Origin of the sequence: Natronosalvus rutilus, assembly GCF_024204665.1 — an archaeon.
In the GTDB taxonomy this organism is placed as follows: Archaea; Halobacteriota; Halobacteria; order Halobacteriales; family Natrialbaceae; genus Natronosalvus; species Natronosalvus rutilus.
Map to the genome: position 1 here is coordinate 1,198,580 of NZ_CP100355.1, position 23,440 is coordinate 1,222,019.

Genomic DNA, 23,440 nt, shown 5'->3' on the forward strand with positions numbered 1-23,440 from the left:
ATTCATAAGATATATGATTGATCGGGGTCCTATGTGGAATAGCAGTGTATATGTTATCCACGATAGACTCTCATGCCCTACGGACTCCTCACCCACGACTCAAGAAACGGCCAAGGTGTGTTTTGAACGCCTGAAACGACTTTTCGGTATGATTGTGGCAACTCTAGCTAAGCTAATACCTCTGCTTAACCGAGATCGTGAAGACAGATAGCCCCCAGTATTTATCGAGAAATACAGGCTGGAGAAGCGTGTTCTCGGCCAAGCAATACAGAACAGCAGCGACTCGCTCAGTCCTCCATCGTCCACAAATTGCGACAGCGAGAATCCGTATCGGCCCTCCGTTTATTGTGCCTTTCTCACAAGACTGATTGCTGTAGATTATATAAATAATATTACTTATACCGTCTCCACGACGACGAAGTTACCGGCTGACCTGGATATTTATCAGATTATAGGACCAGTGGTACAGATACTTGGTGAGGCTGTTTAGTGTCAATTCATTCAAGGCTTGCTCGTCTTTCTCGAAGCGAACAACCGGTTGCGTAGAGTCGGGCGAAGAACCCCGCCAGGATGTTCACCAGCCGGTTATCTTCTCACCCTTCCTCACATTCTGCCGAACAGTACTCGCTGAGCAAGGCGGCGAACACCACGGCAAACGAGGCCTTGCGCCCTTCGGTCTCCTCGCCCAGCCGATGCTGGCTGCTGTCGATGGCCCAGAAACCACTCAAAGAACGTACGGCACCAGCTACTGGACAACCCGCCAGTCGATATCCTGGAACTCTTGTGTCGGGAGTTGAACCGGCTCCGCTGGAACGAGTTCTCGATAGTGTTCCACGGGGGATGGGTTCGTTCAATCTCACGCTGACTTCTCGAGACAACGCGTCGAGAACACGGCGGTGGCCGTCTCAGCGGAGACCAAACGTGGCCGTCTCGATCCTTCAGAGTTTCGAACACACACGTTCTCGTGACAAACGGCTTTTGGCCGCTGGGCGCGCGAGAGCCACCATAGTTCCGCTGGAGCCCATGAGCAAGTACGACGACCTCTTCGACGACACCGCCCCGACCGAGAGCGTGTTTGCCGACAAGGGGGCGCTCGATCCGCTGGCCGACCCCGCCGAGATTGTCGCCCGTGAGGCCCAGGAACGTGAGTTAGCGACCATCCTGAACGGCGTCCACGAGGGATATCTGCCGCCGACGGTCTCAATCTATGGGCCACCCGGCACCGGGAAGACGCTGACGGCGCGACGGGTGACCCAGGAGTTCGCCGCTCGTCACGACCAGGTCGCTGTCGAGTACGTCAATCTCAAGGAGTGTCGGACGATCTTCAGCGCGGCCAATGAGATCTGTGTTGCGTTGACCGGCGAGAAAAAGAAGGCGTACGTGGGACTGGATGGGGTGTTTGAGGCAATCTGGGAGGCCCTCGAGGCCTACCCCGCGTGGACGGTGGTGATCCTCGATGAGATCGACCAGCTCCAACACGACACCAACTATGACCCTAACGACTTTTTCTATCGCCTGTTGCGCGGGGAGGGCAAACTCAAACGCGAGATCAACCTCTCGCTCTGGCTGTTGAGTAATCAACTGATGGAAGTCGACCTGCGTCTGGACAGTCGGGTCGAGAGCGCGATGAGCGACGAGGCGGTCTTTTTCCCGCCGTATGAAAAGACAGCGTTACAGGCGGTGTTGGAACCACGCCTCAAGCAGGCCTTCCGTGAGGGGGCTCTCCCCGAGGCGGTTCGAACCTATGGCATTGCGAACGCCGCCATGCGCTGGGGGGATGCTCGAAAAGCACTCACGCTGTTTCGCCAGGCCGGCGAGACGGCGAACGAGCAGGCCCTCGAGACGGTGACAGGTGAGTGCATCGACGTGAACCTCGAGCACGTCGAGAAGGCGATGATCGTCGAGCAACTGTCCCGGTTACCGCTCCAACATATCCTCGTTCTCAGAGCCATCACCTCGTGGATCGAGGACGCGACGGGCGAGATCAGTCAGCCAGTGACGACCGCGCAGATCAAGCAAGGGTATGACCAGTTTGAGATTCCATCAGCGGCGAGGATCGGCGATCGAGCGATTCGGGATGTCCTCACTGATCTCGAGACGATGGGCCTGATCGAGACGTGGATCGAATCGAAGGGTCGGGAGGGGCGGGTCAAACAGATCCAGACCACGTTCGATCCGACGTGGGTAGCGGAGGCCAACGCGGCGCGTAACGTCCACAACACTCCTGATGCGGAGTGATGGCCTCCCGCGGCCGATCCAGAGATCCCGGACGAGGAGTATTGAAATCTGTCTGTTCACGCAATGGAAAATGCCCGAGGCGTCTGTTTTACTCGTGGTGGTTGTGGCTGACCGGTGCAGTCCCTTTTCGTCGACGGTGGCAGCACAAACCTATGGCTTTCGTTGCGGACTGCAGGGTCCACGCCGGGACGCCGCCGTTGATGGCAAAGCTTTATTCTCTCAAGTCGCGTGCTAGATTCTGCCACATCTGGCCCGATATGGATGGGCGGTGGTGATCACTGGCCCACCAGGGGGAAAGCCATGCGACCGGACTTACAAAACCGACGGCGGGAACTGTGGAAACGAGTCGTCATCCTCGGCGAGGACGAACAGGACGTGATCACCGACCTCGCCGAGACGTATGACGTCGCCGAGGACACCATCGCGGAGGATCTGTCGACCATGGAGACGTGGCTCTCGGACCTGTACCGCTCGGGCAAGGCGCGAGACGTCTCCCCGCTGGTCGAACTGCAAGAGATTCGCCATCGGCTCCACCAGATGGCCGAGGAAGCCCAGGCGGCCGGGGAGCTGGCGCTCGAACTCAAGATTCGAAAGGAGTTGACCCGGACCATCGACCAGGAACAGCGAATCGGCCAAACCGTCAAACTCGAGGTCGAGAAATCCCGGCAGGAAAAATTGATGGATGATGTCGGATTCCAACTATAGCTCGTCCTCGAAACCTGGAAGTTCCGAGGGGTCTCCTTCTCAGGTGTGTCCCCCATGGACAGTCGTCGTCTTCGGTGTGCAGTACAGTGGGTCTCTTGTAGTGACTGCCGACGACTGCTCGATCGATCCACTAGCCAGTAACTACCCCACCAACAACCCGTTCCAGCGCGCGGTTCAGTTATTTGTTTGAGATGTCTGGCCTCTCTCGAGGGAGCCTATCGAACCCTGTCCATGGTCATCCGAGGACGTCAGCTGTCTCCGGTGGCTTCGTGTCGGCCCCCTTGGTTTCGCCTGGAATCTCCGCGTCCGTCGGGATGATTAGTCGGCGTTCGGTGTACTCGAGGCCGTTCTTGCGTTCCGTGCGTTTGCGGACGGCGAGACGGTTGTTCGAGAGGTCGAGGACGGCGTCGATAGTTCGCGAGACGAGCTTTTTGGCATACGAATCACTGACGCCCGGTTCCTGGCGGCGGATCCAGTGTTTCAGGTCGCTGGCTTTGACGTACTCCCTGATCGAGGTACAGCCGTTCGTCCAGGGGTCGTCACCCACACTCGAGTCTGTCCGTGCCTTCCACAGGTTCGCCGCGAGTCTCGTGGGGAGGGCGTTCGTCGTCGAACGCAGCATGTCCGCGTCCATTCGGGCGAGTTGCTGGATGGGGAGGAGATCGCCGTGAGTAAGTGTTGGTGAACCCCCACGCTTGAGGGGATCGTCGTGATCGGGCAGGCGGACGTAGGTTTGTCCACTTTCCTTGGTGAAGCGCTCGAGGTAGTCGCCGACGACGTTGATATCTTCGGGGTCGACCAGCTCGTCACGGAGGTGGGCGCCCTTCTCGAGTTCGCGTGCCTGGAGTTCCTCGATCCGGGCTTTGTTGGTTCCCGTCCGTTTGCGGGTGGCCTCGGCGAGGGCCGTGGTCTGGGTGAGGGTTGTGTCGTGGGTCTCGAGGCGGTCGTGGAGATCTGTGGTTTCGCGTTCGAGGGCCGCGTTTGCAGTTTGGAGGTCGTGAATCTCGCTTTCGAGGGTCGCGATCGTCTCCTGGGCGCGCTCGAGGTCGGTCTCCAGGCTTGCGACGCGGTCGGTGAGGTGGTCGTTTTCGTGTTCGAGGGCAGCGAGGCGGTCGTGGATGGCCTCGAGGCCCTCACACATCGCAATCACCGCCGTGGCGCGGGCGATCGGTCGCGGGATCCGTGCCCCGATGGTCGAGCGTGAGCGACTCGAGGGGCTCACAGCCACACAGGCGCCACGCACCGTTCCGGTGTTCGTACTCACACCGAAGCCACGCACATGCCTGGTCGGATTGGGGGTCGAATACAATTTTTCGTGGGCGGCCCTCCCGTGGTGTCCACTCGAGGATGATCATTGATTCATCGCCTCGAGGAGGGCGCAGTAGGCTCGCTCGAGGTCGCCGGGGGTGATGGGGTGCTCGAGGGTGAGGACGATTCGGGTGTCATCTTCGGTGAGGTGGATGGGGGTCATCAGTTGAACCCTCCCTGAATGAATGTGGCGTCGATCAGCAGTGGTGGAGTCGTCCACCCGCAGACGTGGTCGATGTATGTGACCCACTCGCGGACGCTTTGCAAGGAAAAGGATTCGGCGTGCTCGAGATCTCCATGGATGTGAAACCAGTAAATCGCGGCGTTGGTGGGGCGGAAGCGTTCCGGTGGGTGGTCGGTGAGGTAGACCGTTGCAGATTGTTCCTCGAGATGGTGGTGCCTGCCTTCGGTGTTCTCGCCCAGGTAGATGTAGTGAGAGTCCAGGTGCTCGAGGATGGTGGTTGGTTGTGTCGATCCGGCCGAAATGGTTTCGTGCGTGGTCGTCGTAGTCGTCATTGCCTTAACCCAAGGCACAAGGCTCGATGTTGCAGCATCGGGCCGCAGATTTTGTGGCCGCTTGTGCCTCTACTTCTGACTCTGATCGCTAGCGACTTAGTACTTACTAAGACTTAGTTAGACTAACAAAGTTTAAGTATTCCAGACACACAGTAAGAAACGCTAATGGCGTAACCTGTCGAAACGGATGCATGGTCAAATATCAATTTCAGGTCGACGACGAGACGTGGAACGCGTGGAAAGAGACGGTTCCACGGACGAAAAGCCTCGAACAACGACTCATCGAGTTAATCGAGGCCGATACGGACGGACGAGTGCTTGAGGATGAAGACCAAGAATCAACCTAACGACGAGACTGCACTGGAACCCTGTCCCTATTGTGAAAGGGAGTTCCAGGGAACCAAGGGGCTTCGAATCCACATGGCCACTGTTCATGATGAACAGACGGTGGTCACCGTGCACTGTAATTGGTGTGGGACACCGGTCGAAGCCCGTGAATGGGAGGCTGACCAGCATCATTACTGCAGACGCATTTGTGGAAAAGCGTGGACCACCTATCTTCAATTAGGGGAGCGACATCCCAACTACACCGACGGAACCTCTCGAGGGCGAGACTTTCGGTGGATATCGAATGCAATCCGTATGCGGGATGGGTGCTGTCTTCGGTGTGGGGGCGTTGATGCAGGCGAAAGTGGTCGTGCGTTACACGTTCACCATATCGTCCCCGAGAAAACGTTGCGAGCAGCCGGTGAGGATCCGCACGACCCGGCAAATTTGATTTCGGTGTGTGGGCCGTGTCACCGGACACTGGAAGGAATGGCTCCTGAGAGCCAACGCGCGGAATGTGGCATTGAATCACCTGAGGACTTAGTACTCACTGGAGAGGCGGCTGCATGGCTCGAGACCTTCCATGAAAAGTACAAGGTACTGAACGTGGCTCCCGATCCCTGGCCAGGAATGTTCGCCGAAGCGCAGCGCCATTTATCAGATCGAGATTAATCGTCGGATGAGAGTGTTTGAGGGATATAATGAGAACAGCACGTAGACGATGGCTACAGAAGCGATGCTAACGAGGGTAACTGTTTCCAAGGCCGCCAACGGGGATTCGTTTACTCAATCGTGTCTGGCCCATATCAGTCGGTACAACGCTGAAGGTGTTGGCTCACTTGCAACGCTTTTAATCCGGAGCTGGTGACCTCGGTGGCATCGCGCTGAACAACGAATCGGTGCTACTCGAAGGTATCGAGCGCTACCTCGAGAAGTTCTGTTTCGTAGAACGTCCAACGCTCGCTTCGTCGCTCAGTGATGAACTCGGCTTGTACGGTGGGGACGTATCGTGATCGAACCGGGAGTCAGTCGGCTATGTAGGTTCCTAACTCGTCCTCGAGCACGTCGGACTAGTTGTGCCGATAATCAGGTCGGCTCAATCGAAATCCGACTGCGTTGAACAGACTCTGCGGAATTACGGGTAAATGACCGGAGACGGTAGTAAATAGTGACGGTGGTGAGTGAATCAGGTGTTCTTCAACCGGAGTTAGCCGGTTACTATATTGGTGATTTGCACGACTCTGTTGCCCTATTGTCGAAATAGACGGTATACCCCCCTTTCGACGGTTGTCCGGCATGCAATCGATATCAGCCAAAATAATTATATGCCAGATTTGGGTGTATCTCGTATGGCTTTCGTCGCTCTCTTCGGCATTGGCAGCACCAATTTCCACTCTACTATTGGGACACCAAATGGCGATTTTATAACTGACGTATCGACCGAACCGACCCAAGCCCACCGACTCGAGACCCAACTCCTCGAGCGACTCGAGGAGTTGCAGTCGATCAGACCCCTCGATGCGGTTGCTATCTCTGCACCGGGGCTGGTAGATGCTAAGGCGGGGCACATTCAAAAGTTCGATACGCCCGCGGGCGACCTGATCGAACAGATCGATCTGCGGACGCCGATCGAAGACACGTTCGACCTGTCAGTGTATCTCGAGAACGACTGCACGGCCTCAGCACTCGGCGAGTGGTACTTTGGACGGCGTGAGGATCACGACTGTCTCCTCCACCTCACGTTTGGGACGGGGATCGGTGGTGGCGTCGTCGATCGTGGTCATCCCCTTCGAGGTGAATCAGCCCAGGCCGGGGAGTTCGGACTCTTGTCGGTGGCTCCCGAGAGCGACCTCTCGAGTACCGGGGTCACCGGTGCCTGGGAGGCGTTCTGTTCGGGTCGGGGCATTCCACAATATGTGACTCATCGACTCGAGACCGATGACGAGTGGTCGTCAGATGAGAGTGCGTTCACGCGAACGGTGGCCGAGGACGACGAGCTCTCCGCGCCCGCAGTCTTCGAGGCCGTCCATGCGGGCGATCAGTTCGCGCAATCGTGTTTAGAGCAGATAAGTCGCTACAACGCCGCCGGCATCGGCACGCTCTGTAATGCGTTCAATCCCGGGCTAGTGACTCTCGGTGGTGGCGTGGCACTGAACAATGAGGAATGGATACTCGAGGGCATCGAGTGCCACCTCGCGGAATTCTGTTTCGTCGATCGGCCGACGCTTGCCTTTTCGCCCCTCGGAGAGGAAATCGGCTTGTATGGGGCGTTGGGAACGTATCGTGATCGATCCGGGAGTCAGTCAGCGGTGGAGGTTCCCAACCCGGCCACGAGCACGTCGGACTAAGCGTCACGCCCCACGTTCGGATGGGGTAGAATCCGACTGATTGAGATTGCGATTATTCACGGCCTGCTCGAGCTTGAGGCCATTTATGTGCCTATTACTAGATGGGAGAAGAAATACTAATAACTTGAATGAACTTATGCATCCCATTCGGAAACAATCAATGTCAGAAAGTATTTACGTAGATATTCCATTCTTTGGTGCATGGAAAACCAACGTGTTCTGGTAACTGGGGGAGCCGGATTTATCGGTTCGAATCTTGCGAATGCCCTCTCATCAGACAATGATGTAATCGTTGTTGACGACGAATATCTGGGAACGCCTGAGAACCTCTCTGCTGACGTCGAGTACGTGAAGGCGAGCGTCCTCGAGGACGATCTCCCAACGGACGTCGATGTCGTCTATCACCTCGCCGCGCTTTCATCATATGCGATGCACGAGGAGGATCCCTGTCAGGGGGCACGAGTGAACATTGAGGGGTTCGTCAACGTCGTCGAGCAAGCTCGCCAGGATGGGTGTGATACGGTCGTGTATGCCTCAACGTCCTCAATCTACGGCAGTCGGACCGAACCCTCACCTGAAGCGATGGACGTGACCGTGAACACCGGCTACGAGGCGTCGAAGCTGGCTCGTGAACGCTACGCCGAGTACTTCTCGAACCACTATGGGATGACAATGGCCGGCATGCGCTTCTTCTCGGTATACCAGGGCTACGGTGGCGCTGAAGAACACAAAGGTGAGTACGCGAACGTGATCGCACAGTTCGCTGACGATATTGCGAACGGAGAGTCGCCCGTTATCTATGGAGACGGCACCCAGACGCGGGATTTCACACACGTCTCCGATATTGTCCACGGTCTCGAGTTAGCCGGTGAGCACAAACTCGATGGCATCTATAATCTCGGCACCGGGGAGGCCTACGACTTCAATACCGTTGTGGAGTTACTCAACCAGGAACTTGGGACCGAGGTCGAACCCGAGTATGTTGAGAATCCGATCCCGGACTCCGTGTACGTCCACGATACGTGTGCTGATTCAACGAAAATCCGCGAGGAAACCGGCTGGGAGCCGGCGGTTATGTTCAAAGAGGGAATTCGTGAAGTGTGTGCGGTATACATTCCTGACGTTTAATTTATTACTATATTTCTGATGGATATAAAACGTTCTGTTGTTCGGTTATTTAGTGCTAGAATTGGATCGCAATTTATAGGATTTTTAGGACTTATGTACTTTGCCCGTGAACTCGGTGCAGAACAAATAGGGATTTTTTTCTTATTTCAAGCTTCGCTGTCCATACTCACAGTTCCAGCCGATATGGGTGTGCAAGAAGGTATAGAAAAACGAATAAGTGAGGGGTCAAATGCGGGAAAAATTTTAACAACTGGCTTGGTTCTCAAACTTGCCTTTTCAACGGTCTTGTCCATCGGTTTATTCATAACCAAAGACGCCATTAATAATTATATGGGTGGGCAAGTGACTCTTTTACTTATCATAGCTCTTTTTTTGAATTCTATTTCTGAGGTGGCAATTCGGACATTGAGAGGTGAGTTGCGTGTTGGAGAAACAGCATCGTTACAATTCATTAGACAAGCGATTTGGGTTGGTATTGGGGCATTGTTTGTCTGGAGGGGATTTGGCTACCTTGGACTTATATATAGCCTCATACTTGGTTTTGGAACTGTGTTTCTGTGGGGTATGTCAAAAAGTTCGACAAAACTTGGCCCTGTTTCTTGGAAACATGCAACCTCACTCTGGACGTACTCAAAATACAGTTTTATAGGTGCAGTCGGCGGCTCCTTCTACAGCTGGATGGATGTGGCAGTTATCGGTCTGTTTCTCCCACAAACACATGTTGGTGCCTACGAAATGGCTTGGAGGATCGGCGTGGTAGTTACCTTATTTAGCAGTACTATAGCAACAACGATTTTCCCCCAAGTAAGCGAGTGGAAAGCCGATGAGGATAGAAAACGAATTGAGTCGCTATTATCCAATGCAATTACCCCTTCATTATTATTTGTCATACCCGCCTTCTTCGGCAGTATTTTGTTATCACGTGAAATTCTCTCTCTTCTTTTTGGGCCGGAATTCGTTCTTGCCTGGCTTACTTTAATAATTTTTATGCTAATTAATTTTGTCCAAGCAATAACTGAAATTTTTTCCCGGGCACTAAGAGCCATTGACCATCCGGAATTGGTTGCTAAAGCTAGGACAATTAGCCTATCGCTAAATATTATACTTAATTTCCTGCTGATCTGGAGATTTGGTATCACTGGGGCAGCGATTGCTACTGGTGTTGCCCTAACTGTTTATACCCTACTTGTTCTGTCATATCTGAGACCATATGTGCGAATAGAGTTCCCCTATTATGAGGTCACCTGGTGTATGATTGCAGGTATTGGTATGGCAATAGCAGTTCGCGGAGTTCAGTCATTAATCGTAATTAATTCTCTACCTATGCTTTTTGCAGTCGTTGGAATTGGAGCAGTGATATATTTTTGTTTGATAATGATTTATCCGCCCTTGAGAATTAAGGCATTAAATAATACCTCGTACTTTTTGAAGAATATGTGATGACACTTGATGATTAGACTGAACACCCTGATGTTTACTAGCACACCTAACCCAGAATCGGAAGTCAAAACAATTATTATTTAATAGGAGTATTTAGGGCTATGTCAGATACATTTGTTGTACTTGGGCTTGATGCTGCCGATTATGATCTAGTCAAAAAATGGGACTGTGAAAATCTCCTTCTGTCAAATCATAATGGTATTGATACGTTTGCTCATTCACTTGATGTGCCAGCAACGTATGAGGTCTGGCCAACAATTGCAACAGGTGTCTTTCCAGATCAGCACGGCGTTACTCTACCATCTTCTTGGGAAAAAAAGAATAGGGGATTTAGATTCTTGGAAGAGATTGGAACAAGGTTACCAAAACTGCTTAAATCACCGGCAATTAAAATTAAACATTCGGTGGAAGGTCATGAGACTAAGACTTCTCTTGATCATATGTTTAATAATGGTGATGTCTATAATTGGCCTGGGTTAACATCTTGTCCTGATTGGGAGCAAGAAGGAGAATGGTTTTCAGCTGTTAAGAATAAATCTATGAGCGAGCAAAATTTTAGACGGAATCATCTAGCTAATGCGGGAAAAGGAATTGGATGGCTTTCAGGAATGTCTCAAGCTGGCACACCGGTTGTTGGCGCTCACGTCCATATTTTAGATCATATGGGTCATTTGTATGGAAAGCGTCCGGAAAAATTGGAGTCAATTTATAACGAAGTAGATGAACTTGTTGGTTGGCTCCATGATCAAGTGGATCGGCTTCTCATAGTATCAGATCATGGGATGCAGACAACAGCTACAGATGATCCTCAACCTGGTGTTCACTCTTTTAGATCAATGGTTTCTACAACTGAGAAAGGTGGCCTCCCTGAAGATATGACTGCAATCAGGGAATGGGTCGAATCACGTGTGAAAAATAATGGCGAAGAGAATATGACGGAAATTGATGCACCAATGCAGCACCTGGAAGATTTGGGGTATCTCTAACTAGATTTTAATATATTCACATGGGAGTGGGATTAGATTATTTATCGAATGATGCCATTTTTCACTGTGGTTCGTTCGCTGTAATCGAGCTGGCCACTCAATTTGTGACGAGCAAGAGCAGTCAGATAGCCACCAGCACTGACGAGATGTCTGTTTCGTTGAGATCGTGTTTCTCGGTGAGACGGTGCAAAAACGCCGCCACGGGACTGACCCCGCAACGACTGAGCACGTAAATCTCGAGCAGAAGCTTGGATTCGGTGTCGATCGCGGCACACAACCGCTTTCATTCGTCATCGACCTCGATCTGTTTCTCGTTGACCACGACCCCAACCGTAGAGCCATCGGGGGTTGCTCTGAGTCTCTGAAAGCCTGCGCGTCCAGTTTCAGATTGCGCCGTGAGAACAGTCAATTCCGTGTAATTCGAACACTTCGACGACCTCTCGAACCGACACTCCCATCGAATGCACACGCATCCCGCACACCTTGACGAGTGTCGGGGTGCGGCCGTTCTCCCAAACCTCATCACAATCTACATCCAAGGTCCCTCTGAGCACAGGTTGGCGAGTTGCATGTACACTCCTCGCCACCACCTGCTCATTCCTCAAACTCTCATCTAGATAGAGCCTTATTGTGGCATATTTTCCTTGGTTAGCATCTAATCCTGTTTGAGGATTTTCATTCCATGGGATGAACTAGGTACACTGTATTGCCTTTTGTGTCCACAATCTTCTTTGACCTTGTGTCTGTTTCTAGAAGGCGTAATTCATCTTTAGTAAATCGTAACCCGCTATAAAGTTCAACATCAATTTCTTTGGCACGCTCACTCGAAATTACATATATCTCTTTGCTAATAGCCCCCGATGGTGTGCTACTATTCCAATGGTATGGTACATAATACGATTCCGCCCGATTTGAGTCTATATCTGCTAATACCTTGTTGTCACTTCTTGGCCCTTGAACTCGGTTTTCATAGTCACCATATAAGCCTGTCCAAAACCGATCTGGTTCCCCTCGAGTGGTGGCAACACCAGCTTCTCCTTGATATGTGAAGGTGATATCGTAGCCTGTAAATTCGCTCTCAGGAGTATTCGGCGAACCCTGATAAATGTATGGTGATAAAAAGTATACAGGCACTGTAACTACTAGACAGATAATTAGTATAATGGTCAGTCCTATTTTGAGTGAACCAAGTCTGTTTTTCTGTGAAATCCCTACACCAAGTGCGGCAAATATAGTTATGAAAACTAACAGAAACGCTGAGTACCGAACTGCTTGGATCAGTTGTCCTATTGAGGAATATACAATGATAAATAATGCTACTGTTGAACACGATATAAAATAAACACTAGCATGCGACAAATACCACCTTCTGAGACGCGATCTTCGTACTGCTTCGATTCTAATGATGGTTGCTACGGCTAATATACATAGAAAAATTTTTGGAGAAAGGATTTTTAGTGCAATTTCGATAATAGATGTACCAACAGCTGCTAGTCCCTCACCTCGAGTTTGAATACCAGCAGAACTAGTCTCGCCTATCTCTAGAACACTTCTCATCAGATAAACTAATGCACCGCGCATTCCTGTTTTATCAATTATCCAGCCATATATGAGGATCCCTAGTATAATGGACAGAATTCCTGTATCTCTAGAAATTCTCCCTGGTATTCTAGTCGGCAGTAGATATATTAAAAAGCTGACTGTGGCTGTGAATAATATGAAGGCAACTGCGTATTGTGGATGAAACAAGAGAAGTGAAACGAAAGAAATCAAGAGTATAGTAGTGTACTGCCATTTTCGCTGGTCTATTAAAAATAAGAGCACTAGTATTGGAAATGCTGAGAAAAATATGGCTACGGAACTAGGTGTAGGTTCAAGAAGTGGGTTTTGAGCAGACATGTTTGGAGCGATGAATAATGACATTAGTACTCCAACTGAGGTGCTCGTTTGGTGGTTAGTTAACCTTCGAACGGCAACCCCGACACTGAGAGTAAAAAGCAACACAGCCATTGGGATCATTAGCATTATTGACGTCTCTGGACTGTGACTAGTTATAAGACCGATGATCCCTGCTTCAAGGTGCATTCCTGGATACAAATTTGTCCTTTGAATTATGCTATATGTCCCGACATCACGAACATATCCTAAATGACCAAACCCATCTGAGAGTGCATAAAAATAGTATCCTCGCAAGAGTGGAAATCCGGTTATATATATGATGGCTAAAATGCCTAAGAGTCCCGAATATTTACCTTGGACATCACCAAAAAACATAACTAACAGGGCTATTATGGTTAGTGTGATTGTGATTGCTACCCAATATTGTAAATGTGGTGTATACACTGACAATTCATAACCTGTGAGTGGAGTTAAACGAACACTCCAAAATCCAGCCGTTAGTAATAATAGGCCTATCACAGTAAGAAACCGGACTTGACGAATAGAACTGCGATGGTCCATTGCCTCTTTGTCTACGACTATAGAAGATACCTTTATCGTTTTTGGTTAGTCCTACTACTTGACTCCAATTTAACTGTTAGAACAAGTTTCCAATTTGATAACTATTTTGATCGAGCATTGTGTTACTTCCGAAGGTTGAATAACTAATGGCCTAAACTGTCTTGGTAATGGCGAAAGTGGGTATCTACTTGGGATCTAACTCAGATCATATTTCAAATATTAATAATGTTCTTAAAACCTGGGTGCAAGCACTCTCACAAGCAAACCACGACACTGACCTCATTGGTGGGTCTGAGATACCTGAGTCTGTTCAAATGGATTCAAGAATCCATCCGGTTTCTACAGCACGGTCTCCAACCCCTTTCGGAAAGATTAAAGATTCATATACTCATGTATCCCACTATATTTTAGATCATGATCCTGATGTTGTAATACAACTTTGGAAATATCAGACACATGGACTAGGTGTTGCAGCAGCCGGAAAACGTCATCACGTACCGGCCATCATTAGATTTAGTGGTGATGTTTTCAATGAATACCGTGGATATGAACTACCATATTCACCCGCCGTCTTTCTACTAGACAATATCATCGGATCAATTCCGCTATTTCTTTCCGATAAGGTCGTCTCACTGGGACCAAATCTAAAGCAATCAATTAAAACTAGAGGTGTGTCTAATTCTAATATTCATCTTATTCCCCCACCTCAACCGGATAAAAGCCGCTTTTTTCCTGCCGACGACGTGGCAGCAGTCAGAGCGAATCTGGATCTTAAGACGGATCGCCCTATTGCGCTCTTTGTCGGTCGTCTCTCTCGCCAAAAGGGGATGTCCTTTTTAGAGCGAGTAATAGAACGGGTTTTAGTGAAAACCGACTTCCAGTTTGTAGTCGTTGGGAAGGGCCCTTACCGAGAGATATTTAAGAATCGATTTTCGTCTGAAGATGTTGTCTTGCCTGGATACGTCGCTCGTGAACAGATCGGAGACTATTATCGAGCGGCATCAGTCTATGTACACCCATCACAATTTGAAGGTATTCCCCTCGTAATCTTAGAAGCCCTCCAAAGTGAGTTGCCTGTTGTTGCGCGAGATGCAGGAGACATAAGTTTCGTTGTCGAAGAGACTGTTCAGACTGAAGAACAGATGGCTAATCGGCTTGTTCGGAAGGAATGGGACGGAACATGGAAAAACAGAGGTCTATTCTCCTCTGAATATCAGAAAAGAGAAATCGCCCGTCTTATAAAAGACGTCACGATGTAACCTTAATCAGATGAGCACGTGCCTCTCGTGTGAAACGATTGACTGAAAACCGCTCTAACGTTTCATCGTCAACACCGGTATTTGTCTCAAGATCAACCTTGGGAAGAATCTTCTCGAACTCTTCTTCTTGTGCAATCGTAAGGTGGGGATGGTTAATGGACGGGAGGATCCCGACTGGTGTGGCAAGAACAGGGGTGTTGAGCGATAAAGCTTCAAAGACAACAGCTCCATAGGATTCCATCTTTGAGGGAAGAAGAAGAAGATCAGAACCGTGAATGGCTCTAAGTGTTTGCTTATGCGGAAGTTGGCCAGCTAAAAATACTCGTTCATCAAGTGATTTTTGGTGAATCGAATCTTCCACGGCATCACGTTGTGGTCCGTGTCCAATTAGGAGTAGAGAATAATCTTCTGGGAGGTTCGAAAGTAGATCGACTGCCTTGATTGGATTCTTGAGCGTAGTTAACCGACCAACGAAAATAAGCCATACTGTGTCCTCCGTCTCATTCTCTGGTGGCAATTTGACTGTATCTTCTTGGGTAATCGCGGTATTGACCTCTTCTGGATCAACAATCCCTTCTAATCTTGCAATAGGTACGCCTGATAAACGACTAATTTCCTTCTCAATTGAAGGTGTTCGACATAATGCTCTATCACCCATAAAGAATCGGAAGTTCATGCGTTCTAAAAGCACTAATGGGTCAGTTAGACTAACATTATCGTGGATACTTGGCGAATAGCCGACAAACGTTACGAGTGGAACTCCAAATAATACCCGAAGTACTGCTGCAAGAGGGTGGAAGAGGTGGTTCGTTGAGTAAATCACATCGAATTCACGATTCCACATCAGTCGGATAAGATAAGGGAAGACAAGGAATACAAAGAGAATCCGTCGCAGCTGCCCATAAAGTGAATTCGGTTGCGTATTTTCGGGTGAACCGGGGAAGGGTCGTCTGATGTCAACATTACTGGCGGCCTCTCTACTTTTCGTTCCGGCTATTCGAGTCGTAACAACAGTCACATTGTCTCCACAGTCAGTGAGATGTTTCGCAACGTTCCAATCGATAAAGGCGCCCCCCGATTTTTTGGGATAGAAATCCTCTGCTAGCAATAATACACTGATATTCTTCTCTGGATCTTGGTTACTCATATCTGTATCTCACGTGGCCTCTATTAGAAGCGCTTCAGTTTGATCTACCGTTGAATCCCACGAGAATTGCTTTGCAGTTCGCTCATTCACTGATCGAATTGATTCGAGTTTGTCCCTATCTTCTAACAGACGCTGCACCATATTTGTAAACGTATCCTGATCATTTGAGTTAAGGAGGTGTCCGTTAGTCCCATCCTGGAAGAAGTCCTCATAGACCGGTAACGACCTTGCAACGACTGGGAGACCAGCTGCCATCGCTTCTAAGAGGACCAGGCCAAACCCCTCCTGGCGGGAAGCAAACACAAAAATGTCGGATGTATTCAACAGTTCTCTCTTCCGTTCATGGGACACAAAACCGTGGAACGTTACGGAATTCTGAATCTCTAAGTCGTGTGTTGTTCTCATGAGGCTATCCATTGCGGGTCCTTTGCCAACGATGTGAAGATGTGCTTTTGGATACTCGGTAAGAACGTCTTCAAATGACTCAAGGAGGAAATGTTGCCCTTTCCGCTTGCTGAGCCGTCCAACTGTAACCAATTCTTGCGGGCGATGCTCAACATCAGACATTTGATACCCTTCTACATCAACACCATTGGGGATTACAACGATTCGAGAGCGAGGGATTCCATACTGTTCTAACTTTTTCGCGATGTGAGATGTCGGTACGATAATTGCTGTGTAAGAAAACACTCGAAGAATGTTCTGAACTAACAATTGGATAGTCGCAGTTATTGGATCATACGTCCGGTAACATGACCGATCATAGAATTCATGCTGGATCGCAAAAATCGGCACCCTTGCCAGTTTCGCGAAGATTACGGTGAGCGTCGGGTATGGCGTCATGTTCTCGATCACGGCATCGAATTCGTTTCGCAACAGCATCCAAGCAAGGACAGGGATACTCAGAAAAGCAAAGAGGTAGCGTGTTGCGTAGAAACTGGCTGTTGGAAAGCGAAAGAAAAGTGACGGTATGCACGTCACGTGACGTACGTCGTACCCGTCAACCGTTGTCCGCTTCGGGAGCTCTGGATCCGTCTTGCCACAGAGGAGAACGATATCATGGCCTCTCTCAGCCAGTCCCGACATCACCTCATGCGCTCGTTTTTCCCCACCTCCAGCGTCACCAAGTGGCGACGTCTTCGTGATGTAAAGCAGATTCATCTATCGGAATTTATTTCCTTGTTTACGAAACTCATGTCGTTCCTTTGGACCAGGAAGTGTGTAGTATCCGCCGTCTTCAACTGGATTCGATTGAGTCTCAATTTCCCCGGCCTCGACTCGATCAATAACTTCCTTGGCGAGTTCTCCTCCCGTCTTGACGACCTTATTATAGACGTCGTGCATCGTATCGTCGTCCGAGATGGGAAACTTCCGCTGGAGAACGATGTCACCTTCGTCGAGTGCTTCGTTCATGTAGTGAGCAGTCACACCACTGTGGTCTTCGTCATGATACAGTACCCAAAATGCCGTCGCGCGACCGCGGTAATTCGGAAGCAGCGAACCGTGAAGGTTGATCGCTCCGTATTCAGGAATCGACAACAGTTCCGGTCCCAGTTTCTGTCCGCAGCTGATCGAAAGGATTAAGTCGATATTTTGCTCACGGACTTCTGACCGGAATTCTTCACTGTTTACGTCTATCTCTGTCTGGACTGGAATGCCGTTTGCTTTGCAGAGGGACGGAACGGAGTAGTATCGGTCCATGAGTGACTTCTGAATCGTATACGGCAGTGCTCCGAGGAACTTCCCACCTGCAAAGTGAAACCCGTAGCGGAGGAAGACAGCTGGTCCGAACATCCTGTACCGCATCCGTGCTGTTGTCAATAGACCCTCGCCCGGGTGTGGGGCGATCACAACGTTTGAGATATCGTCGGAGTACTCGTCTAACAGTGGCTCCAGATACCGCGGCATGTACATCGGTTCATTCATCGTAAGGAGGAGAACATTCATAGCGCTACCTTGCCGTCGTGAATCTCAGTCAGTGTCACGAACTTGTACCCTCTCGTCCGAAGGTAGCGAACGAGCGTTTTAAAGAGTTTGATAGAGTTACCTAGATTTCGCTTGTGGATCTGGCGTAATGGCGTCGACAGGTTGTCGTGAGACGCCGTCCGATAGAAGTCCTGAAGGTGAGAGTCAATTACGACGACGTTCGGAAGTGGGACGTACTTGAACGACCGGAGATACGGCCGACCGAGGAGTTTTACGTAACTCTGAGAGATTGGGAGCCGAACCCCAGGAATGGCACCGATCGGATACTCCACGATCTGTTCGGTTCCTGGCGGCGAATATGGATGCAGCGGTTTGTCGAGATTGCTATAGATCCCTGGTCGAAACGACGGAAAAATGCTCGAATCAAATTCGAATCCGACAGAATCGAGGTGACGAATTTCTCCAGGCTCGATATTTCCCTGTGGCGCTCGGTATCCTCGGGGTTTTTTCTTGAAGAAAGATTCGAACGCATCGATCCCTTTCGCGACCTCTTCCTCGAAATCGTAACTCTTTGTAATGTCATGGCTGTAAGAATGGAGATGAAATTCAGAGTCTAACTTATCTTGTAGCAAAGCGACATCTTCAGGGAATTTCTCCAGCGTCTTTCCGACTGCGAATACGGTGACTGGGATATCAAGTGAAGAGACGAGTTCAATGAACTCATCAATGTACTCGAAGGTGAGGTGATCGAAACCAGGTTCGTTGAAGTACCAGTCATCTTCTAAATCCAGTGTAAAACACGCTAAGCGCATCTCAGGAGCCAATTTTCGTTTGACCATGATCACCGAATCCAGGTCGTCAAAATCGTCCGCGTCAATCCAACGGCATAGCCGAACTGGGGCTTTTTCGTCTCGCCAGCCTGGCGGGCTTCGATCGTGATGGGCACTTCCTTGATGCGAAGGCCGTTCTTGCGCGCTTCGATGATCAACTCGGGGGCGCTAAACCGCTCTTCGGTCAGTTGCATCTCCTCGAGGCGAGAGCCTCGGATCGCTCGATAGCCGTTCGTACAGTCGGTGATCTCCGCTTTCGTCAGAAGGTTAATCAGCCACGTGAACGCCCAGATCCCGCTCTCGCGAACGAGACTGTTACCCGAGCGATTATCACCCTTGTACCGCGAGCCCATGACGTAGTCGGCCTCCCCATTGATAACGGGTGCCACCAACGCTTCGAGTTCCTCAACAGGGTGCTGGCCGTCGCCGTCCATCGTGACGACGATCGACGCCCCCTGTTCACGGGCGATGTGGAAGCCCGTTTTCAGGGCACCGCCCTGACCCTGGTTGATCGGGTGTTCGACAACCATCGCCCCGTTTCGCCTGGCGTTTTTGACGGTATCATCCGTCGAGCCATCGGAGACGACCAGCGGCTGGACGACGTAGCCATGGATGCGTTCTGGCAATTGCTCGACGACCGAGCGAATCGTTTGACCCTCGTTGTACGCCGGGATCACGATGAAGATCGTGCGTTCGCCACCGTCGGTCTGGGGAGCCTGACTCGCCGAAATGTTCCGAACGAGATCCGACAGTCGTTCGTTTGTCTCCCGAATCGTGACGAGTAAGTAGAGAATAATCGCGAGCGTCGTCAGGTGCGCAAGCAGCGCCAACAGGACGAATCGCTGATTGATATCAAGGACCGTCCCCAGGAGATCGTACAGCCCAGGTAGAATAACGAAGGTCAAAATACCGGCTGCAAGCCCCCCTGCGATGAGCAGGTCGGTCTTGATAAACTGTGTTCGATATCGATTGAATCCCCAACCGAGAAGCGCTACGGCGATGCCTGTGAGCGCGACTGTCACTACGTCCATATGAGCCCCCTATCTGATTTTCCTTGCATGCTCCTGCGAAATCCTACAACATATTGTTATGTTAATCCTCGGTTAAAGCCCTGTCGGTCATCTCATCAATATATGTTTTCTGGTTATCTAGACAGTTAATGGTAACATACTGGTTTTCAGGCCTGACCGATAATGACACCGTCATTGAAGCAACAAGTTTTTGAACCGGTCAAGTCATTCAAAACTTGAGTAACCATGACGATACTCCTCACTGGCGCGGATGGCTACCTCGGGTGGCCGACCGCGCTTCGCATTGCATCGCGAACTGATGACCGCGTCGTCCTCGTCGACAACCTCGCTCGCCGGGCGTGGGTCGAAGAGGTCGGCAGCACGAGCGCCACGCCCGTCGCCGAGCCGGCCGAGCGTCTCGAGGCTGCCCGCGACGTACATGATCTGCACAACCTCTCGTTCGTCGAGGGCGACCTCACGGACAAGGCGTTCGTCGACGAACTCCTCTCGGTCCACGAACCTGAGACGATCGTCCACACGGCCGCCCAGCCCTCGGCGCCGTACTCCCAGATCAACGGCGAGCGCGCGAACTACACCCAGCACAACAACATGCAGGCGACGCGCAACCTGCTGTGGGGGCTCGAAGAACACGACCTGACTGACACACACTTCGTCGAGACGACGACGACCGGCGTCTACGGCGCCCCGGTGTTCCCAATCCCCGAGGGTGGGGCAACGATGGAGAACCAGGGCGAACGCGACGAAGTTCCCTACCCCGCAATGGCGGGCTCGTGGTATCACCTCACCAAGAGCCATGACGCGGCGAATATGCGCCTCGCACACAAGCAGTTCGACATCCCGATCTCCGATGTGAGAACCGCCATCATCTATGGGACCGAAACCGACGAGACGGCCGCCGACGAACGGCTGGCGACCCGGTTTGACTTCGATTACTACTTCGGCGTCGTTGCCCACCGCTTCTGTGCCCAGGCGATCGCTGGCTACCCGATGACCGTCTACGGCAAGGGCGAGCAGCGCAAACCCTTCATCAGCCTCGAGGACGCCGTCGAGGGCCTGACTGAAGTCGCCCTGGCCGACCCGGACGACCGGCCGGCCGACCACGTCGTCTATAACCAGGTCACGCGCGCGATCAGCATCGTCGAGATCGCCGAGACGATCGCCGACGTCTCCGATGAGTTCGACCTCGACGTCGCCGTCGAGCATTTCGAGAACCCCCGCGACGAGGACGAGACCCACAAGATGGAGATCGAAAACGACCGCTATATGGACCTGATCGGCGAGCAGCGCCAGACCTTCGAGGAGGGCATCCGCCAGGTCCTGAACACGCTCGTCGACCGCCAGGAAACGATCACGGCCTACGAGGATCGCTTCCTCCCCGGCGTGCTTGATGACTGGGAGACCGAAGACACAGACGAGGCCGAACTCACCTACGAGGCGAACTGAGGCGCACCCTTTTCTATGCACGTACTTGTTACAGGAGGCTGTGGCTACATCGGCAGCACGCTCATCCCGCGGCTCCAGGCTGATGAGAGGATCCACCGAGTCACGGTCCTGGATTCGCTCGCGACGGGCTCGCCGGCGAATCTCATCGACGCCTGCTTTGCCGAGACGCTGACGTTCGTTCGCGGCGATGTCCGCGATTACGGGACGGTCGAAAACGCGATGCGCGAGGTCGATGGAGTGATCCACCTGGCCGCGATCACGGGGGCAGCGTCCACACACGATCGCGAAGATGAAACTTTTGCCGTCAACCTCGAGGGGACTCGGAACGTCCTAAATGCGGCTCAGAAAAACGATGTCGATCGGGTTGTCTTCGCCTCGTCGTGTAACAATTACGGCCGGGCGACGAGCACCGACATCGATGAACGAACCTCCCCCGACCCGCTGAACCCGTACGCCCGGACGAAACACGAGGGGGAACAGCTCCTCCGAGAGTATATCGACGAGGGTGCGTTTTCTGGGACTGCCCTCCGGATGAGCACCAACTACGGCTACTCACCGGGCATTCGGTTTAACCTGGTCGTCAATCATTTCGTCTTCCGCGCGCTGACTAACCGCCCGCTCACGGTCTACGGGGATGGCACGAACTGGCGCCCATTCATTCACGTCCAGGACGCCGCGCGAGCCTACCACCAGGCGCTGTGTGCCCCCGACCGCTGGGCGGACGCAGTGTACAACGTAGGGTCGAACGACGAGAACTACCGCGTGGAAACGATCGCCGAGATCGTCCGTGACGAACTCGGTGCTGGCCTCGAGGTGACGTATCTCGAGGACGAAAATCCCGGCCCGTCCTATCACGTCAACTTCGACCGCGTCGCACAGACTGATTTCGAGCCGCAGTGGACCGTGCGCGACGGGGTTCGGGATCTCGCTCGCCGTTTCCGATCCCAGCAGCACACAGGTGACAACCAAATGGAATCACCTATCTACCAGACTCCTCAAGAGGGGTTCAGCAATGACTGACTACCCATCGATCGTGGTGACCGGCGCTGCCGGTTACATCGGGAGCCGCGTCGTCCACCAACTCCAACAGACCCACCCTGACTGGGAGCTCACCGCGATCGATAACTTCTATCGAGGAACAATTCGTGAGATCGGCGAGACGACCATCGAGCATGTCGACGTTCGCGACCGTGAGCGCCTGTACGAGGTGCTTGAGGGGGCCGATATCGTGATGCACCTGGCGGCGATCAGCGGCGTCGACGACTGTGAGCGTCACTCCAAATTGACCCACGACGTCAACGTCCAGGCGACCACCGACATCGCGTGGTTTTGTCGCGAACACGGCACCGGCCTGATTTTCCCCGCCTCGATGGCGCTCGTCGGCGACCCAGTCGAATTCCCGATCACGACGGACCACCCCCGGGACCCACTCAACTGGTATGGCCGCAGCAAATACCTCGGCGAGCAGGTCATCGAAACGCTGGCCACGGATGCCTTCCCGGCCCACCTCTATCTCAAATCGAACCTGTATGGCGAACACCGAATTGGCGAGCGCGTGGTCTCGAAGGGGACCGTGATCAACTTCTTCGTCAACCGCGCGCTCGCAGGTGAGCCGCTCACCGTCTACGAACCGGGAACGCAGTCACGCAACTTCGTGCACGTCAAAGACGTTGCTCGCGTCTACGTCCGGAGTGCGGAGGTACTCGTCCAGCAACTCGAGGCGGGTGAGACGGGTCTCTCGAAATACGCAGTTGGTACCGACGAGGACCCGAGCGTCCACGAGATGGCTGAACTGGTCGCTGCCATTGCTGGTGAGGAAACCGGGCGCGAGCCCCCAATCGAACTGGTCGAAAACCCACGGACGGGCGAAACCCTGGTCTCGAACTTCTCGATTGAGACGACCCGCACCAGCGAGGACCTCGGATGGGAGGTCAAACATAGCGTAGAAGAGAGTATCCGCGAGCTCCTCCAACAGAAATCCTCCTAACTCGTTTTCGACAGTATTCGAGGCCCCTAATTTGAGTTGGGTTGCAGGGGTGGGTACGCTGTCGAACTCCCAGATGAGATCGAAGTACGGTCTGAGCCCGGCGATAAACGCCCCGTTTTCGGTGACGGCCGCTTGTCGCATATGAAACGGGATCTCCTTCGCTTCGACGAGGAGGACGGCCCGACCGAAGTCGTAGTCCAGTCTTGGGTCGATAAAGGTGCCCCGCCACGGGAGGATCTGACTGCTGAAGCGATAGTCGACGTCGGGATACGAGGTTTGGATCTCACGTACGATCCCGGATTGGATGGCCTCGTTCTTTTCTGAGAGATATTTTGGATCGAGGAAGAGGATGCGTACATTG

21 protein-coding genes and 1 pseudogene are annotated in these 23,440 nt (G+C 52.0%); 12 read left to right on the forward strand and 10 right to left on the reverse strand.

Going from position 1 to position 23,440, the window contains the following annotated elements:
- Positions 1–593: 593 nt before the first annotated feature.
- On the reverse strand, positions 594–728 hold the full coding sequence (locus NGM29_RS21145) for a hypothetical protein (RefSeq protein ID WP_256548186.1): 135 nt from the start codon (positions 726–728) through the stop codon (positions 594–596).
- Between the two features lie 295 nt (positions 729–1,023).
- On the opposite strand from NGM29_RS21145, the gene NGM29_RS05850 reads away from it, so the two are divergent.
- Positions 1,024–2,238 carry a Cdc6/Cdc18 family protein gene (locus NGM29_RS05850; RefSeq protein ID WP_254159497.1) on the forward strand — a complete coding sequence of 405 codons (1,215 nt, stop codon included), beginning with the start codon at positions 1,024–1,026 and terminating at the stop codon, positions 2,236–2,238.
- 300 nt (positions 2,239–2,538) lie between these two features.
- Positions 2,539–2,943, forward strand: a complete 405-nt coding sequence (locus NGM29_RS05855) for a hypothetical protein (protein ID WP_254159498.1) — start codon at positions 2,539–2,541, stop codon at positions 2,941–2,943.
- A 235-nt stretch (positions 2,944–3,178) separates the two neighbouring features.
- Here NGM29_RS05855 and NGM29_RS05860 read toward each other — a convergent pair whose 3' ends face one another.
- Positions 3,179–4,084: a DUF8008 family protein gene (locus NGM29_RS05860; protein WP_254160435.1), complete on the reverse strand. Its 906-nt coding sequence runs from the start codon at positions 4,082–4,084 to the stop codon at positions 3,179–3,181.
- A gap of 329 nt (positions 4,085–4,413) precedes the next feature.
- Positions 4,414–4,767, reverse strand: a complete 354-nt coding sequence (locus tag NGM29_RS05865) for a hypothetical protein (protein ID WP_254159499.1) — start codon at positions 4,765–4,767, stop codon at positions 4,414–4,416.
- Between the two features lie 191 nt (positions 4,768–4,958).
- On the opposite strand from NGM29_RS05865, the gene NGM29_RS05870 reads away from it, so the two are divergent.
- The 6 genes from NGM29_RS05870 (at position 4,959) to NGM29_RS05890 (ending at position 10,996) form a co-directional block, all read left to right on the forward strand.
- Positions 4,959–5,114 (forward strand): hypothetical protein, encoded by a 156-nt coding sequence (locus NGM29_RS05870; protein WP_254159501.1) that lies wholly within the window; start codon positions 4,959–4,961, stop codon positions 5,112–5,114.
- 295 nt (positions 5,115–5,409) lie between these two features.
- The gene (locus NGM29_RS21415) at positions 5,410–5,766 is read left to right on the forward strand and encodes an HNH endonuclease (RefSeq protein ID WP_425499250.1); all 357 of its coding nucleotides are present in this window, start codon (positions 5,410–5,412) and stop codon (positions 5,764–5,766) included.
- A 677-nt stretch (positions 5,767–6,443) separates the two neighbouring features.
- Positions 6,444–7,442 (forward strand): ROK family protein, encoded by a 999-nt coding sequence (locus NGM29_RS05875; RefSeq protein ID WP_254159503.1) that lies wholly within the window; start codon positions 6,444–6,446, stop codon positions 7,440–7,442.
- A 201-nt stretch (positions 7,443–7,643) separates the two neighbouring features.
- Positions 7,644–8,570, forward strand: a complete 927-nt coding sequence (locus NGM29_RS05880) for an NAD-dependent epimerase/dehydratase family protein (protein WP_254159504.1) — start codon at positions 7,644–7,646, stop codon at positions 8,568–8,570.
- An 18-nt stretch (positions 8,571–8,588) separates the two neighbouring features.
- Positions 8,589–10,010 carry a flippase gene (locus tag NGM29_RS05885; RefSeq protein WP_254159505.1) on the forward strand — a complete coding sequence of 474 codons (1,422 nt, stop codon included), beginning with the start codon at positions 8,589–8,591 and terminating at the stop codon, positions 10,008–10,010.
- Between the two features lie 101 nt (positions 10,011–10,111).
- Positions 10,112–10,996 (forward strand): alkaline phosphatase family protein, encoded by an 885-nt coding sequence (locus NGM29_RS05890; protein WP_254159506.1) that lies wholly within the window; start codon positions 10,112–10,114, stop codon positions 10,994–10,996.
- A gap of 39 nt (positions 10,997–11,035) precedes the next feature.
- Here NGM29_RS05890 and NGM29_RS05895 read toward each other — a convergent pair.
- Both NGM29_RS05895 and NGM29_RS05900 read right to left on the reverse strand, forming a co-directional pair.
- A pseudogene (locus NGM29_RS05895) lies at positions 11,036–11,567 on the reverse strand (IS6 family transposase); the annotation flags it as partial.
- A 104-nt stretch (positions 11,568–11,671) separates the two neighbouring features.
- A complete protein-coding gene (locus NGM29_RS05900; protein WP_254159507.1) occupies positions 11,672–13,339 on the reverse strand; it encodes a hypothetical protein in 1,668 nt (555 codons plus the stop codon).
- A 284-nt stretch (positions 13,340–13,623) separates the two neighbouring features.
- Between NGM29_RS05900 and NGM29_RS05905 the strand changes: the two genes are divergently transcribed.
- On the forward strand, positions 13,624–14,715 hold the full coding sequence (locus tag NGM29_RS05905; RefSeq protein WP_254159508.1) for a glycosyltransferase family 4 protein: 1,092 nt from the start codon (positions 13,624–13,626) through the stop codon (positions 14,713–14,715).
- Here the strand turns inward: NGM29_RS05905 and NGM29_RS05910 are convergent.
- Genes NGM29_RS05910 through NGM29_RS05930 form a run of 5 tightly spaced genes read right to left on the reverse strand, consistent with a single transcriptional unit; the run spans position 14,705 to position 19,649 of the window.
- Complete coding sequence (locus tag NGM29_RS05910) at positions 14,705–15,862, reverse strand: glycosyltransferase family 4 protein (RefSeq protein ID WP_254159509.1); 1,158 nt, start codon at positions 15,860–15,862, stop codon at positions 14,705–14,707. The genes NGM29_RS05905 and NGM29_RS05910 overlap by 11 nt on opposite strands.
- Positions 15,863–15,871: 9 nt before the next feature.
- On the reverse strand, positions 15,872–17,023 hold the full coding sequence (locus NGM29_RS05915; protein ID WP_254159511.1) for a glycosyltransferase family 4 protein: 1,152 nt from the start codon (positions 17,021–17,023) through the stop codon (positions 15,872–15,874).
- A complete protein-coding gene (locus tag NGM29_RS05920) occupies positions 17,024–17,809 on the reverse strand; it encodes a methionyl-tRNA formyltransferase (RefSeq protein ID WP_254159512.1) in 786 nt (261 codons plus the stop codon).
- Positions 17,806–18,627, reverse strand: a complete 822-nt coding sequence (locus NGM29_RS05925; protein WP_254159513.1) for a polysaccharide deacetylase family protein — start codon at positions 18,625–18,627, stop codon at positions 17,806–17,808. Before NGM29_RS05925 ends, NGM29_RS05920 begins: the two co-directional genes overlap by 4 nt.
- A 2-nt stretch (positions 18,628–18,629) precedes the next feature.
- Entirely contained in the window at positions 18,630–19,649 is a 1,020-nt protein-coding gene (locus NGM29_RS05930) for a glycosyltransferase family 2 protein (RefSeq protein ID WP_254159514.1), read from the reverse strand.
- A gap of 225 nt (positions 19,650–19,874) precedes the next feature.
- On the opposite strand from NGM29_RS05930, the gene NGM29_RS05935 reads away from it, so the two are divergent.
- The 3 genes from NGM29_RS05935 to NGM29_RS05945 are packed head-to-tail and all read left to right on the forward strand — an operon-like array spanning position 19,875 to position 23,079.
- On the forward strand, positions 19,875–21,092 hold the full coding sequence (locus tag NGM29_RS05935; RefSeq protein ID WP_254159515.1) for an NAD-dependent epimerase/dehydratase family protein: 1,218 nt from the start codon (positions 19,875–19,877) through the stop codon (positions 21,090–21,092).
- Between the two features lie 15 nt (positions 21,093–21,107).
- Positions 21,108–22,112, forward strand: coding sequence for an NAD-dependent epimerase/dehydratase family protein (locus NGM29_RS05940; RefSeq protein WP_254159516.1), 1,005 nt, complete (start codon positions 21,108–21,110; stop codon positions 22,110–22,112).
- Positions 22,105–23,079, forward strand: coding sequence for an NAD-dependent epimerase/dehydratase family protein (locus NGM29_RS05945; protein WP_254159518.1), 975 nt, complete (start codon positions 22,105–22,107; stop codon positions 23,077–23,079). Before NGM29_RS05940 ends, NGM29_RS05945 begins: the two co-directional genes overlap by 8 nt.
- Positions 23,080–23,440: the final 361 nt, after the last annotated feature.